Origin of the sequence: Amycolatopsis sp. CFH S0740 (assembly GCF_004522315.1) — a bacterium.
GTDB lineage: Bacteria > Actinomycetota > Actinomycetes > Mycobacteriales > Pseudonocardiaceae > Amycolatopsis > Amycolatopsis nivea.
Map to the genome: position 1 here is coordinate 133336 of NZ_SDLS01000026.1, position 14693 is coordinate 148028.

Consider the following 14693-nt stretch of genomic DNA (forward strand, 5'->3'; position numbering starts at 1 on the left):
CGGGTGTGACACCATCCGGCACTTCGTCGCAGAGATTCGCTTAGGGTGGGCAAGTGCATGCTGCGCGGGTGGCTTCGATAGTCCTGCTCGGACTGGGTTTGGCGGGATATTCCGCGTGGCTGCTGGAGTTCTTCATGCAGACCGGGGTGTCGCCGACCGAACAGCCGGTCTGGGACCTGTTCAGCGCGCAACCGGTCTTTCCGGTCGCGACGGCGATCGGCGGCCTGGCCTTTCTTCTCACCGGCCCCGCCCTCATGCGACTCGCGCCAGCACACTGGAGCGGACGGCTGACGTCGGTTTCGGTGTCCGCGTTCGGAATCATGCTGATGGTGTACGCCGGGGTTCCGGAAACCGCGGTGACCCCGAACCTGCTGAGCGCCGCCGTCGCGGTCGGAGCGCTGAGCCTTGTCTTCTGGTGGCCGTCGGGCTGGCGAGCCTGCGCGGTGGGTTGCCTGGTAGTCGTGCTGCTCGCGTGGGCGCTGGTGGTGGCGTCGAAGCTGACCGGGCACTTGGAAGGCGTGTTCACCAGGGTGCAGTTGGTGGTGCACTCGGCGCAGGTCGTGATCGGCGGCGCGTACATCGTCCAGACTCCCGTTCCGGTCCGCGGCCGAAAATTGTCGGTGGCAGGTGCGATGCTGCGGAGCAACAGACACCGGAAGTGAGGCCACCATGGCTGGAAAGCTCTCCCCGACCCCCGACGAACGCGGCGGTCTGCTCGGTTTCCTGGCACAACAGCGTCAGGCAATGAAGGTCGCCACGTACGGCTTGACCGACGACCAGGCACGCGCCGTCCCCAGCGCGAGCGCGCTGAGCGTAGGCGGCCTGCTGAAACACGTGTCGTCCACCGAAAGCGGCTGGATCGACCTGGTGCTGAAGATCGAGCCAAAACCCTTCGCCGAAGCCGTGGAGGCCTTCCAGGAGAACTACTGGCTGGGCCCGGACGAAACGCTGGAGTCGGTCATCGCCGCCTACGACCAGGTCGCCGCCCGCACCGAAGAGGTCATCGCCGGGATCGCGGACCTGAACCAGGAAGTCCCCATCCCGAAAGGCGTCCCGTGGTACCCGGACGACGCGTCTGCCTGGTCCGTCCGCTGGGTGCTGCTGCACCTGATCGAAGAAACCGCCCGGCACGCCGGCCACGCCGACATCGTCCGCGAGTCCATCGACGGAGCCACCGCCATGCCCCTGCAAGCCGCCGCCGAGGGCTGGCCGGAGACGGACTGGCTGAAGCCTTGGAAACCGGCTGAATGAGCTGACTTTCCCCGCGGGCTGGGCTTAACCGAGACGGGCCGAACTTTCCGGATGGCCGTTGGGGCTGGTTCGGTTGCGGGAGGGACAGGGCTTGGTTGCTCCGCGAGGTTGTCACTCCGGTGGTCGGGCTTGAGCGATGCGGGTCGGGTTCCCGGTAGCTGACGCGGTCGGGGGAGTTGGCTTGGTCGGTCGGCGAGGCGCTCGCCCCGATGGCTGGGGTTGGGCGATGCGGGTCGGGTTTCCCTGTGGCTGACGCGGTCGGGGGAGTTGGCTTGGTCGGTCGGCGAGGCGCTCGCCCCGATGGCTGGGCCTGAGCCATGCGGCTCGTGTTTCCCGGTGGCTGACGCGGTCNTCGCCCCGATGGCTGGGCCTGAGCCATGCGGCTCGTGTTTCCCGGTGGCTGACGCGGTCGGGACAGCTGACCTGATCGATCGGCGAGGCGATCGCTTCGCTAGCTGGGCCTGAGCCATGCCGGTTAGGTCTGCCAGGTGGCGGCCGGGGAGCTGGTGTGGCCGCCCAGGGGGCTGGCTTGGTGAGTCGTCGCTCCGGCAGCAGCGCCTGAGCTACCCGGGTCGGGTTTTTCCCAGTGGCTGATGCGGTCGGGAAGCTGGCTTGGCTGATGAGCGGACCGGACTGCCCCGGGGAGCCGGAGCGCTCGTCGGCGGGCTGGCAGGTCGGCTCGCCGAGGCGCGCCGATGGGCCCGGGACCGTGAAGTCAAGCGATCTGGCCTGACCGCACTTGGGGAGGCAAGCGGAGCCGGGCAGTCAATTAATTCGGTTGGGCTCAGCAGGTTTGAGGGCGTGCTCGGTCGGCGTCCAGCGGCACTGGGGGTGCGGCTGGAACCCGACCGAGCGCGCCGACGCCCAAGTCGTGCAGGCACCGAGGCCGGTCCGATTCCCGCAGCCGATGCGTCAGAACAGAGTCGGTTCCTCCGGAAACGCCCCTTCGATCACCAACATCCGCCGCTTGGTCTCGACCCCTCCCGGTGCCGAAAAGCCGCCAGTGTTCTTGCCCGCACCCAAAACCCGATGGCACGGCACAATGATCGGAAACGGATTGCTCCCCATCGCCTGCCCGACAGCCTGCGCGGAGCCCGGCGCACCCAGCTGATGCGCGATGTCCCCGTACGTCAGCACCTTCCCCGGCGGAATAGCCCGCGCGACGTCGTACGCCCGCCGGTTGAACTCCGGCACATCCCGGTAGTCCAACGGAGCCGCACGCAAATCGCGAGCATCCCCCGACAGCAGCGCGACGACGTCATCCACCACCACGCGCAGTTCCTCCGGCACCGGCGATTCCACCGCATCGGGGAAGCGCTTCGCGAGGTGCGCGCGAGTCCGCTCAGCCGTACTCCCCGGCAGCGCGGTTCCGACCACCGCACCGTCCCGCCAGGCGAGGCCGCACGCCCCGATCGGGGTGTCGAACACCGTGTACCCAACCGTCATATCGCCAGCGTACGACCCGGCACCGACAGAAACTGGCGAGAAAACGACAAGACCCTGCCGCCGCGTTCAGCAACGCGGCTGATCCCGCCCGGCGAGCCGGACGGGCATCGGAGTTTCAGCGAGCCAGGCCGAAAACCAGGCCGTGGAGCCGGAAATCCCGGTCAGCCAAGTTCACCCAGCCGACCGCGCCGGCCAACCCGGCCCGCCCGGCCGCCCGGCCAGTCCAGCCGACCGGCCAGTCCAGCCGACCGCGCCGGCCAATCCAGCCAGACCGGCCAACCGCGCCAGCCAATCCAGCCAGTCCAGCCGACCGCGCCAGCCAGCCCGGCCAGCCCAGCCGACCGCGCCAGCCAACTCAGCCAGCCCGGCCAACCGAGTCCAAACAACAACCAGCGTCAGAAACCCCCGCTCAGGACTTCCGTTCCCGCCACCCGTTCGTCATCGGAAGACGCCGGTCCCGCCCAAACGCCTTGAACGTGATCTTCGTGCCCGGCGGGTACTGCCGCCGCTTGTACTCGGCTCTGTCGACCATCCGCACCACCCGGTCGATCGTCTCCGGATCGAACCCCGCCTCGATCAGATCCGCGTACCCGCGGTCGTTCTCGACGTAATCGTCCAGGACGTCGTCCAGCAGTTCGTAGTCCGGCAGCGAGTCCGAGTCCTTCTGGTCCGGCCGCAGCTCCGCCGACGGGGGCTTCGTGATCGAGTTTTCCGGGATCGGCGGCGTTTCCCCTCGCTTGGCCGCCTCCTCGTTCCGCCACCGCGCCAGCTGCCACACGTGCGTCTTGAACAAGTCCTTGATCGGCGCGAACGCTCCGACCGCGTCGCCGTAAATGGTCGAGTAACCCACGGCCAGTTCGGTCTTGTTGCCGGTCGCCAGCACCAGGTGTCCGTCCAGATTGGACAGAGCCATCAGCAGCATTCCGCGCACCCGCGCCTGGATGTTCTCCTCGGCGAGCCCGGTCAGCTGCAGCTGGTTGACATACACATCGACCATCTCGCCGATCGGCTCGACCCGGTAGTGCGCGCCGATCCGCTCCGCCAAATCCGAAGCGTCGTCCCGCGAGTGCGAGGACGAGTACTTCGACGGCATCGAAACGCCGTACACGTTGTCGCCGCCGAGTGCGTCCGCCGCCAGGGCCGCGCATACCGCGGAGTCGATTCCGCCGGAGAAGCCGAACGTGACCGTCGAGAAGCCGTTCTTGTGCACGTAGTCCCGCAGCCCGACCACCAGCGCGGACCACACCTCGGCCTCGTCCGACAGTGGTTCGCTGATCGTCCGGGCCGAAAGCGGTTCGTACGCGGGCAACGGCGCATCGGTCAGCACTCGACGGTGGACCTCCAAGCCGTCGAAAGAGCCCGTGGCCGACGCGTCCGCAGTGGGGAGATCCAGGTCCAGCACCAGCAGGTGCTCCACGAACTGCGGCGCCCGCGCGAGCAGCGTCCCGTCCGCGCCGACCACGAGCGAGTCGCCGTCGAAAACCAGATCATCCTGTCCGCCGACCTGGTTCGTGTACACCAGCGGCGCGCCCGTTTCGGCCGCGCGGCGGGCGATGAGCGGCAGCCGCTGTTCGTCCTTCGACCGTTCGTACGGCGACGCGTTCGGCGCGACCACCAGGTCGACCCCGGCCTTGCCCAGCGCGGAGATCGGGCCGCCGTCCTGCCAGATGTCCTCGCAGATCACCATGCCGATGTCGACGCCGTGCAGCCGCAGCACCTCGAGTTCGGTGCCCGGCTTGAAGTATCGGTGCTCATCGAACACGCCGTAGTTGGGCAGGTGGTGCTTGAACTGCCGAGCCACGACCTCACCGCGGTAGAGCGCCGCCGCGGCGTCGCGCGGGCCGACCTCGTCGTGGTCGAGATAGCCGACGTACGCGAGCACCTCGCCGCAGCCCGCCTCGTCGAGCCGGCGCGCCAGTTCCGTCACCGAGCGCCGGGACGCGTCGGCGAACGTGCGCCGGAGCGTGAGGTCCTCGACCGGGTAACCGGTCTGGGACATCTCCGGGAACACGACGACGTGCGCGCCCGCCTCGGCGGCTTTGCGGGTCCACTCGACGGTGAGCGCGGTGTTCCCGTCGATGTCGCCGACGGTGGTGTTGACCTGGGCCAGTGCGATGCGCAGTTGCGGCATGCCGCCATTCTGTCCCACCGCACCGACAGAAACTACGCAGAGGTGAGCCAGAGAACGGCGAAGGGCCCCTCACCCGCGGCGAGGGGCCCTCCGAAAGAAGGAATCAGGACTTCTTCATCCGCATCATGCTGCGGACCTTCTTGACCGTCTGCTCGAAGTCCGAGTCGAACGGGTTGTCGTGCACCAGGTACGTCCACGTCGTGTTCGCCCGCCGCACGCCGACGTCCTCGAGGTCGAGGCCGTTGTCGGTGATCTCGGCTTCCTCGAGCGTCTTCGCCGCCCGCGAGGCGGATTCGGCGATGATCTTGTGGAACTCCGGGATCGCCGCGCGGTGGAACTCGTCCAGCGGCGTCTCGCGGGCAAGCGCGCGCAGGTGGATGCTCTCGCGCACGTCGGTGAGGTACGCCAGGTGGTCCGACCACAGCTGGTCGAGGTGGAACAGCCGGACCTCGCGGCACACCTGCTCGAGCCGCTCGGAGTCGTCCAGCTTTTCCTTCAGCTCGGCGAACTTCTCCGGCTGCGCCTTCTCCAACTCCTCCGCCGCGAGCCCGGTGTGCAGCACCTGGTCGCGGTGTTCCAGCAGCTCAGCGCGCTGCCGCTCGATCAGCCGGGTGTAGCGCCAGGTGTTGCGGTGGATCTCCAGGTCGACGCCCTCGGCGACGCGCTGGGCATGGTTGAGCTGCCGGTGCGCGGCCGGGTCGGTGATCTCGCCGGTCTCGGTGTCCGCGTCGATGCCGTCCGGCAGGTCCGGCGCATTCGACAGCACGAGGTCGTCGTTGAGGCTCGCGAAGAAAATCGCGCTGCCCGGGTCGCCCTGTCGTCCGGACCGGCCGCGCAGCTGCCCGTCGAGGCGGCTGGAGGGATACCGCGCGGTGCCGATCACGTGCAGACCGCCCAGCTCGGCGACCTCTTCGCGGGACGCTCCGTCGCTGCCACCGAGCCGGATGTCGGTACCGCGGCCCGCCATCTGCGTGGACACGGTGACCGCGCCCTTCTTGCCCGCCTCGGCGATGATCGCGGCCTCTTCGGCGTCGTTGCGCGCGTTCAGCACGACGCACGGCAGGTCGGCCTTCGCCAGCTTCTCCGCCAGCTCCTCGGACTCGGCGACGTCCTGGGTGCCGACGAGGATCGGCCGCCCGGTCTCGTGCACCGTGCGGATCTCCTCCTCGATCGCGCGCAGTTTCTGCGACGGCGAGGCGAAGACGCGGTCCTGCAGGTCCTCGCGGACGTTCGGGGTGTTCGGCGGGATGACCGCGACCTCGAGCTTGTAGAACTCGCGCAGCTGCTCGGCGACCGCGACCGCGGTACCGGTCATGCCCGCGACCTCGGGGTAGCGCGCGAGCAGCGCCTGCACGGTGATCGAGTCGAGGATTTCGCCCCGGTCGGTGGCCGTGACCTGCTCCTTCGCCTCGACCGCGGCCTGGAGGCCGTCCGGCCAGCGCTGCAGTTCGGCGACGCGGCCGCGGGCGGCGTTGATCAGCTGGACCTTGCCGTCGCGGACCAGGTAGTCGACGTCCCGGGTGAGCAGGGCGTGCGCGTGCAGGGCGACGTTCACCGCGGCGAGCCGGTCCGAACCGGACTCGTCGTACAGGTCGACGCCGCCGAGCGACTTCTCCACGACCGACGCGCCGGCGCTGGTCAGCCACGCGTTGCGGCCCTCGGAGTCGGTTTCGTAGTGCAGGCCGAGCCGCAGCCGCCGGACGATCTTGGCGACCTCCTCGTCGGCGTCGTTGTGGTCGATCGAACCGGCCATGACCAGCGGCACGCGCGCCTCGTCGACCAGCACCGAGTCGGCCTCGTCGACGATCGCCACCTCGGGAGCCTTCTGCACCAGGTCGTCGGGGTGCGTGACCAGGCGGTCGCGCAGCACGTCGAAGCCGATTTCGGCGACCGCGCCGTAGGTGACCTCCTTGCCGTAGGCCTCCTTGCGCTCCTCCTTCGAGTGCGCCGGTTCGACCCAGCCGACGGTGACGCCGAGCAGGTCGTACACCGGGCTCATCCACTCCGCGTCGCGGCGGGCGAGGTAGTCGTTGACCGTGACCACGTGCACGCGGCGGCCGCGCAGCGCGTACCCGGCGGCGGCCAGCGCGCCGGCGAGCGTCTTGCCCTCACCGGTCTCCATCTGCACGACGTGGCCGGTGAGCAGGCCCATGGTACCGAGCAACTGCACGTCGAAGGCCCGTTCGCCGAGCTCGCGGCGGGCGGCCTCGCGGCCGAGCGCGCAGATCTCGATGAGCTGGCTGTCGGTGAACGAGGCGGCCCCGCCGATGGAGTCCCGCAGCTTGCCCGCGCGCTCGGTGAGCTCGGCGTTCTCGAGTTTCTCCAGCTCCGGTTCGAGCTTCTCGACGGCGGGCAGCAGCGCTTCGTAGCGGGTCAGCTCGACGCTGCCCGGCCGCTGGATGATCCGGCGGAGCCGCTTGCCCACTCGGCTGATCAGTGCCACCCCTGGTCTCCTCGTGTCGATGTGTCTCCGGTCGCACCCGCACTGCCCAACGCGCCGACGGTGCGTTCGAGTTCCGCGCCCGGATGGCACGATCAAACCGTGTCCCGTCATCCCAGCGCCAGCCCGAAAGTCCATCCGTTAGTCGTGTTCGCGGCTGCCGGCCTGCTCGCGACCACGCTCGCGGCGTGCACGTCCAAGCCCGACCAGGCCGCGTCCGCGCCGACGGTCGAATCGCACGCTCCGGTGGGCCCGGTGCCCGCCGGACTGGACCGGTTCTACGGGCAGAGCATGTCCTGGTCCGCGTGTGCACCCTACGCGACCTCGGCCGACGCCCGGTCGGCGTTCAAGGCGCAGGGGATCGAGTGCGGACGCCTCACCGTTCCGTTGAACTATGACAAACCGGACGGCCAGACGATCACCATCGGCGTGCTGCGGCACCGCGCGAGCGATCCGGGCGAGAAAATCGGTTCGCTCGTGGTGAACCCGGGCGGACCGGGCGCTTCGGGCATGGTCGCCGCGGCGGGCCTGATCGACCAGGTGTCGAAGTCCGATCTCGGCGACCGGTTCGACCTCGTCGGCTTCGACCCGCGTGGCATCGGCGCGAGCGAACCGCAGATCCAATGCCTGACCGGACCCGAGCGCGACGCCGACCGCGCCGACGACAGCGAGACCGACGGTTCTCCCGCGGGCGTCACGAAGCAGGAAACAGAGCAGAAGGACTTCGCCGCGAAGTGCGCACAGCGGACGAAGTACGGCGACGACATGCTCGCGCACGTCGGCACGCGCGACGTCATCAAGGACATGGACGTGCTGCGAAGCGTCCTCGGCGACCAGAAGCTCACGTACCTCGGTTACTCGTACGGCACGCGCATCGGGTCCACGTACGCGGAGACCTTCCCGAAGAACGTGCGCGCGCTCGTCCTCGACGGCGCTGTCGACCCGACGCAGAGTCCGGAAGACTCGCTCGTCGCGCAGGGCCAGGGCTTCGGCGGCGCGTTCAACGAGTTCGCGAAGTGGTGCGCGGCGCGTCAGGACTGCGCGCTCGGCAACAACCCGGCTGACGCGACGAAGCAGTTTCAAGACCTCACGCGCCGGCTGATCGACTTCCCGGTTCCGGTCGGCGACGGCCGCAAGCTGTCGTACGACGATGCCACCACGGGTGCCATACAGGCCCTCTACCAGCAGAATCTCTGGGAGTACCTGAACACCGGGCTGAACGAACTGAAGCTGCAGCGCGGCGCCACGCTCGAGAAGCTGGCCGACATCTACAACGAGCGCAATCCGGACGGCAGCTACGGCACCACGCAGGACGCCTTCGTCGCGATCCGCTGCGTCGACGACCCGCGCGTCACCGATCCGAAGCAGATCCTCGAAGGCCAGGAGAAATACGTAAAGGCCGCGCCCTTCCTCGACGACGGCCGCCAACCCAGCTCCGCCCGTGACGCGTGCGCGTTCTGGCCGGTGCCGAACACGTCGAAGCCGCACGAACCGAACGTCGAAGGCCTGCCGAAGACGCTGACGATCTCGACGACGAACGACCCGGCGACGCCGTACCAGGCGGGCGTGAACCTCGCGAAGGCGCTGAAGGGGTCACTGCTCACCTTCGAGGGGACGCAGCACACGGTGTTCCTGCAAGGCAACGCGTGCGTCGATAAGGCAGCCACTGCGTACCTGATCGACGGCACCACGCCTCCGGACGGCACGCGCTGTAAGGCCAACTGAGGTTGCGCTGGCTCGCGACGGTCGCGGTGGCGATGATGCTCGCTGCTACGGCTTGCGCGAGCCAGCGGGGCCGTGCGCGATTTGCCGCGAGCGCTGGAAGAACTAAGGCTGCTGATCCGTCAGCAGCACCTCGTACATCACCGGGCTGTCGCGGTTCGTCGCTGGCGGCACCTGCAGCCACATCCGTGCGAACCGGTGCGGTTCGGCGACCGTCACCCAGATCTTCACGTTCACGTCGTCGTGGATCTGCGGCACCAGGTTCGCCGCGACCGCTTGGGGCACGGTTCCGCCGACGCGGTACCCGTCGACGTGCTGGATCGTCTCGCGGATTTCGGTTTTCGGCTGCTGGAGCGAGTCGAGGAGCCGGATCAACCCGCCGTGCGGGCCGAGGAACCGGTCGACGGTGAAGGGCGTGGGGCCGTTCGTTTCGCGACCCTTCGTGTCCTTTGTGGTCGCGGTCTGCCCGGAGACGGTGAACGAGAACGACCGATCGGTGAATTCCGCGCTGCCGCTCGCTTGCCCGCCGCGCTTGAGGGTCGCGTTGCCGACGAGCTTGGTCATCGGCAGACCGGGCAGCACTCCGTTGACGCCGACCGAGAAGTGCAGGCTGGCGACGTTGGCGAAGTTCGTCTTGGCGGCGGCCAGCAACCCGTCCGCCGCGGGCAAGGGGGGTGCCGCGGTGCAACCGCCGACCAGCCCGAGGAGCAGCAGCGCCGGCAGGACACGTCGGCTGAGCATGGCCGAGAGCCTACTTGGCTGGCCCGATCCTTTCGCACAGTGTCCTTCCGGCCACTGTCACCGAGGCTTCCGGCGCACCAGACTGTCTGCTCGTGACCGTTGAGACCCGTCCTGCCCGCCGCCTGCATCGCGCCTGGTTCGTCGCGGCGGCCGCGTTCGTCGCCCTCCTCGCCGCCGCCGGTTTCCGCGCCGCGCCGGGTGTCCTGATCGATCCGTTGCACGAAGAGTTCGGCTGGTCCCGCGCCACGATCGGGTCCGCCGTCTCGGTCAACCTCGTTCTGTACGGCCTCTTCGCGCCCTTCGCCGCCGCGCTGATGGAGCGGTTCGGTATTCGCCGGGTCGCGGCTACCGCGCTGTGCGTCGTCGCTCTCGGCGCGGGCGGCACCGTCTTCATGAGTGCCAGCTGGCAGTTGATCCTCTGCTGGGGCGTGCTCGTCGGCCTCGGCACCGGCTCGATGGCGATGAGCTTCGCCGCGATGGTCGCGACGCGCTGGTTCATCCGCCACCGCGGCGTCGTAACCGGCGTGCTCACCGCCGCCGGGGCGACCGGACAGCTGATCTTCCTGCCCTTGATCGCGTCGCTCGCGGCGGACGACGGCTGGCGGACAGCGTCCATGGTCATCGCCATCGCGGCTCTCGCGGTGGTCCCGGTCGTGCTGTTGGCCGTACGCGACCATCCCGCCGACATCGGCACTGTCGCGTACGGAGCGCCCGAAGACGCCGAAGTGGCGCGTCCGGCACCGAAGGTCGGCACTGTCCGCCGTGGTCTGTCGGTGCTGTTCCAGGCCGCGCGCACCCGGACGTTCTGGCTACTCGCTGTCGGATTCGCGATCTGCGGGGCGACCACGAACGGGTTGGTCAGCACGCACTTCGTCCCGGCCGCGCACGACCACGGCATGCCGCAGACGACCGCGGCGAGTCTGCTCGCACTGGTCGGCGTCTTCGACGTGGTGGGAACGATCGCGTCGGGATGGCTCACCGACCGTGTCGATCCGCGGATCCTGCTCGGCATCTATTACGCGTTGCGGGGAGTTTCGCTCGCCCTGTTGCCGCAGCTGTTCACGAATTCGGTCCAGCCGAGCATGTGGGCGTTCATCCTCTTCTACGGCCTCGACTGGGTCGCGACCGTCCCGCCGACCGTCGCGCTCTGCAGCCGCTCCTTCGGGGAAGCCGGTCCGATCGTGTTCGGCTGGGTCTTCGCCTGCCACCAGCTGGGGGCGGCGTTCGCCGCCTCCGCCGCCGGCGCGGTGCGGGACCAGTTCGGCGATTACGCGATCGCCTGGTACGTCGCCGCCGGGCTCGCGGTGATCGCCTCGGTCGCGTCGTTGTCGATCACCCGGTCGAGGAAACCCGGGAAAACCCAGCTCGCACAGGTGGCGTGAATCCGCCGCCGTTGTGGGTGACCCGTGAAACATGGCGTTAACACGTGCTGGTTAGGGTTCGGCCATGGATCGCCAGCAGGAATTCGTGCTCCGCACCTTGGAAGAGCGCGACATCCGTTTCGTCCGCCTGTGGTTCACCGACGTGCTGGGATTCCTGAAGTCCGTCGCGGTCGCGCCCGCCGAACTGGAGGGCGCGTTCAGCGAGGGCATCGGGTTCGACGGCTCGGCCATCGAGGGCTTCGCGCGCGTCTACGAGTCGGACATGGTCGCCAAGCCCGACCCGTCGACGTTCCAGGTGCTCCCGTGGGAAACCCCCGACGGCGGCCCGTACTCCGCGCGGATGTTCTGCGACATCGCGATGCCCGACGGTTCGCCGTCCTGGGCCGACCCGCGGCACGTGCTGCGCCGCCAGCTGTCGAAGGCCAGCGAAGCCGGGTTCACCTGCTACGTGCACCCGGAGATCGAGTTCTTCCTGCTCGCCAACCTCCCCGACGACGGCAGCGAGCCCGAGCCCGCCGACAACGGCGGCTACTTCGACCAGGCCAGCCACGCCACCGCGACGCACTTCCGCCGGCACGCGATCGAGACCCTCGAGGCGATGGGCATCTCGGTCGAGTTCAGCCACCACGAGGGCGCGCCGGGCCAGCAGGAAATCGACCTTCGCTACGCCGACGCCCTCACCATGGCCGACAACGTGATGACGTTCCGTTACGTCGTCAAGGAGGTCGCGCTGACCCAGGGCGTGCGTGCGACCTTCATGCCGAAGCCGTTCACCGACCAGCCCGGCTCCGGCATGCACACCCACGTCAGCCTGTTCGAAGGCGACCGCAACGCGTTCTACGACGCGGAGGACCCGCACGAGCTTTCCGAGACCGGAAAGGCGTTCGTCGCCGGCGTCCTGCACTACGCCAAGGAAATCTCCGCGGTCACCAATCAGTGGGTCAACTCCTACAAACGGCTGATCAGCGGCAGCGAGGCGCCCACGACGGTGTCGTGGGGGAGGGCGAACCGCTCGGCGCTCGTGCGCGTGCCGATGTACTCGCCGGGCAAGGCCTCGTCGCGGCGCGTCGAGATCCGCACGCTCGATTCGGCGTGCAACCCGTACCTGGCCTACTCGGTGATACTGGCCGCGGGGCTGAAGGGCATCGAAAAGGGCTACGAGCTGCCGCCGCCCGCCGAGGACAACATCTGGCAGCTGTCGGATTCCGAACGCCGCGCCGCCGGCTACTCGCAGTTGCCGCAGAACCTCGGCGAGGCGCTCGCCGAGATGGAGAAGTCCGAGCTGCTGCCGGAAGCGCTCGGCGAGCACGTTTACGACTTCTTCTTGCGCAACAAGCGGGTCGAGTGGGACAACTACCGGAGCGCGGTCACTCCGTACGAGCTCCGGACCCTGTTGCCGATGCTCTGACCCGGACCCCGGGGCCGTGCTCCGACGTTGGGGAGGCATCGGAACATGGGAAAAAGACTGCCCGCCGTACTCGCCGCACTGGTCGCGGCGGCGGGCTTGGCCACCGCGCCGCCGGCGGTCGCGATGGAGACTGACCACGCGGACCCGGCCGAGCTGCACTTCGACCTCGACCGCGCCGACATCCCGTCGCTGCAGCACCGGATGGCGGCCGGGCAGCTCACCGCGACCCGGCTGACGAGCGCGTATCTCGCCCGGATCCGGGTGCTGGACCCGAAGGTCAACGCCGTCCTCGCGCTCAACCCGGCGGCGCTCGCGCAAGCCGCGGCCAGCGACGTCCGGCACCGGACCGGCCGCACTCGCGGTCCGCTCGACGGGATCCCGGTGCTGGTCAAGGACAACGTCGACACCCACGATCAGCAGACCACCGCCGGTTCGCGCGCGCTGCGCAGCCGCCCGGCCAAGGACGCCACGCTGATCACCCGGCTGCGCGACGCGGGCGCGGTGATCCTCGGCAAGGCGAACCTGTCGGAATGGGCCAACTTCCGCGCCGCGAAGCCGACTTCCGGCTGGTCCGGCGTCGGCGGCCAGACCAACAACCCGTACGTCCTGGACCACAACCCGTGCGGTTCTTCCGCCGGATCCGCGGCGGGCGTCGCCGCGTCGCTCGCCCAGGTCGCGATCGGCAGCGAGACCGACGGGTCGATCGTGTGCCCGGCCGGGATGACCGCGACCGTCGGGTACAAACCGAGTCTCGGGCTCGTCAGCCGCACCGGCGTCGTCCCGATCTCCGCGGAGCAGGACACGGCGGGACCCATCGCGCGCAACGTCGTCGACACCGCGTTGACGCTCTCGGTGCTGCAGGGCCGCGACCCGTCCGACCCGGCCACCCTGCGCTACCCGTCGACCCAGCCGACCGACTACGCGAAACTTCTCCGCCCCGGCGTCCTGCGCGGCACCCGGATCGGCCTGTGGCGGCTGCCGGTGCTCGGCCCGGACACGGACGCCGTGGTCAGCAAGACGAAGGCTTCGCTGGAACGCGCGGGCGCGACGGTCGTCGAGGTGACGTTGCCGTACCAGGACCGGCTCTCCGAGCTGGAGTTCCCGGCGCTGCTGACCGAGTTCCACCGCGACATCGACGCGTACCTCGCCACGCGGCCGACCGGCCCGCGGAACCTGGCGGACCTCATCGCGTACAACCGCGCCGACCCGCTGGAACGCACCTGCTTCGCTGGTCAGGAGCTGTTCGAACAGGCGCTCGCCGCACCCGGCCCGCAGGACCCGACCTATCTGAAGAATCGCGCGGAGCTGACCGACCTGTCGCGCCGGTCGCTGGACGAGACCCTCGCGAAGTACGACCTGGACGCGATCGCGTCGCCGACGAACCCGCCGGCCTGGAAGACGGACTGCAAGGTCGGCGACAACGACGTGATCCCGTCCTCGACGCCGGCAGCGGTGGCGGGCTACCCGGACGTGACGGTCCCGGCCGGTTCGGTCGGACCGCTTCCGGTGGGGATTTCGTTCATGGGCGGACAGTGGACGGACGGCAAGATGCTCGCGCTGGCCGCGGACTACATGCGGGTCGCGCCGGTCCGGGTTCCGCCCCGGTACCTGCCGAAGCTGCCCGGGTAATCCGGTTGGGGTTGCCCGGAGCGGGTGAAGGTTTGTGGCGGCCGCCGGTCAGTGCCCTTGCACTGGCCGGCGGCTTGCTTTTCCGGCGAGATCGCTTGCGCCGCGGTGGTCGGACAGGGCGCTGACCTGCTGAATCGGGTCTGGTTCGGAGGTCTTCGGCAGCAGGAGGCTCACCCGATGGGGGAGACCTGGGTCACTCGGGGGCTTTCCGGTGCCCTTCCGAGCGCGGTCCGCGGCCCTCGAAGCGGTCGAATCGGCCCACTGGCAACCCTCTGACCAGGGTCGATGCCGTTAAGTGACCCCCCTGTTTTCGGGTGGTTGGAAGGCATGTAATCTTCTCTTCGTCGCCAGGAACACCGGGCCGGCGGGGCCGAAAGCCTCACCGACCAGGAGCCAGGGCCGAGCGGGTTGACACCGCGAAACGGACCAGGTAATGTTCAGCGTCGGCCCACGAGCGGCCGCCGACTCCCTACGACTAGCCTTGTAGGTACCGGCATGCTCGACCAAAAGCTTGAAATAACGCATCGAGCTTGGCCTGGTTGA

At 69.0% G+C, this 14693-nt stretch carries 10 protein-coding genes; 6 read left to right on the forward strand and 4 right to left on the reverse strand.

All coding sequences use genetic code 11. The features are described from left to right. Positions 1-68: 68 nt before the first annotated feature. Together EIZ45_RS34170 and EIZ45_RS34175 are read left to right on the forward strand one after the other, a co-directional pair. Positions 69-662 (forward strand): hypothetical protein, encoded by a 594-nt coding sequence (locus tag EIZ45_RS34170; protein WP_037815718.1) that lies wholly within the window; start codon positions 69-71, stop codon positions 660-662. Between the two features lie 7 nt (positions 663-669). Then, positions 670-1251, forward strand: coding sequence for a DinB family protein (locus tag EIZ45_RS34175; protein WP_134669430.1), 582 nt, complete (start codon positions 670-672; stop codon positions 1249-1251). Positions 1252-2163: 912 nt separating this feature from the next. On the opposite strand, the gene EIZ45_RS34180 is transcribed toward EIZ45_RS34175, so the two are convergent. The 3 genes from EIZ45_RS34180 to secA2 all read right to left on the reverse strand — a co-directional run bounded on the left by EIZ45_RS34180 (position 2164) and on the right by secA2 (position 7271). Beyond that, on the reverse strand, positions 2164-2697 hold the full coding sequence (locus EIZ45_RS34180) for a methylated-DNA--[protein]-cysteine S-methyltransferase (RefSeq protein ID WP_134669432.1): 534 nt from the start codon (positions 2695-2697) through the stop codon (positions 2164-2166). A gap of 409 nt (positions 2698-3106) precedes the next feature. Further along, positions 3107-4828, reverse strand: coding sequence for an NAD+ synthase (locus EIZ45_RS34185; protein WP_134669435.1), 1722 nt, complete (start codon positions 4826-4828; stop codon positions 3107-3109). 103 nt (positions 4829-4931) lie between these two features. Continuing rightward, on the reverse strand, positions 4932-7271 hold the full coding sequence (gene secA2, locus EIZ45_RS34190; RefSeq protein ID WP_037815702.1) for an accessory Sec system translocase SecA2: 2340 nt from the start codon (positions 7269-7271) through the stop codon (positions 4932-4934). A 144-nt stretch (positions 7272-7415) separates the two neighbouring features. Here secA2 and EIZ45_RS34195 point away from each other — a divergent pair, with 144 nt between their 5' ends. Further along, complete coding sequence (locus EIZ45_RS34195; RefSeq protein WP_370318220.1) at positions 7416-8993, forward strand: alpha/beta hydrolase; 1578 nt, start codon at positions 7416-7418, stop codon at positions 8991-8993. A 102-nt stretch (positions 8994-9095) separates the two neighbouring features. Here EIZ45_RS34195 and EIZ45_RS34200 read toward each other — a convergent pair whose 3' ends face one another. Beyond that, the gene (locus EIZ45_RS34200; RefSeq protein WP_134669437.1) at positions 9096-9731 is read right to left on the reverse strand and encodes an LppX_LprAFG lipoprotein; all 636 of its coding nucleotides are present in this window, start codon (positions 9729-9731) and stop codon (positions 9096-9098) included. 92 nt (positions 9732-9823) lie between these two features. On the opposite strand from EIZ45_RS34200, the gene EIZ45_RS34205 reads away from it, so the two are divergent. From EIZ45_RS34205 to EIZ45_RS34215, 3 genes are all read left to right on the forward strand, one after another. Beyond that, positions 9824-11113 carry an MFS transporter gene (locus tag EIZ45_RS34205; RefSeq protein WP_043834878.1) on the forward strand — a complete coding sequence of 430 codons (1290 nt, stop codon included), beginning with the start codon at positions 9824-9826 and terminating at the stop codon, positions 11111-11113. 64 nt (positions 11114-11177) lie between these two features. Beyond that, positions 11178-12521: a type I glutamate--ammonia ligase gene (gene glnA / locus EIZ45_RS34210; protein WP_037368721.1), complete on the forward strand. Its 1344-nt coding sequence runs from the start codon at positions 11178-11180 to the stop codon at positions 12519-12521. Positions 12522-12566: 45 nt separating this feature from the next. Continuing rightward, complete coding sequence (locus tag EIZ45_RS34215; protein ID WP_134669439.1) at positions 12567-14150, forward strand: amidase; 1584 nt, start codon at positions 12567-12569, stop codon at positions 14148-14150. Positions 14151-14693: the final 543 nt, after the last annotated feature.

What these genes read in the sequence shown, in the direction of transcription:
- EIZ45_RS34175 (WP_134669430.1), top strand. Translation starts at nt 670, where the DNA reads ATGGCTGGAAAGCTCTCCCCGACCCCCGACGAACGCGGCGGTCTGCTC.
- EIZ45_RS34185 (WP_134669435.1), bottom strand. Translation starts at nt 4,828, where the DNA reads ATGCCGCAACTGCGCATCGCACTGGCCCAGGTCAACACCACCGTCGGC.
- EIZ45_RS34215 (WP_134669439.1), top strand. Translation starts at nt 12,567, where the DNA reads ATGGGAAAAAGACTGCCCGCCGTACTCGCCGCACTGGTCGCGGCGGCG.
- glnA (WP_037368721.1), top strand. Translation starts at nt 11,178, where the DNA reads ATGGATCGCCAGCAGGAATTCGTGCTCCGCACCTTGGAAGAGCGCGAC.
- EIZ45_RS34180 (WP_134669432.1), bottom strand. Translation starts at nt 2,697, where the DNA reads ATGACGGTTGGGTACACGGTGTTCGACACCCCGATCGGGGCGTGCGGC.
- EIZ45_RS34200 (WP_134669437.1), bottom strand. Translation starts at nt 9,731, where the DNA reads ATGCTCAGCCGACGTGTCCTGCCGGCGCTGCTGCTCCTCGGGCTGGTC.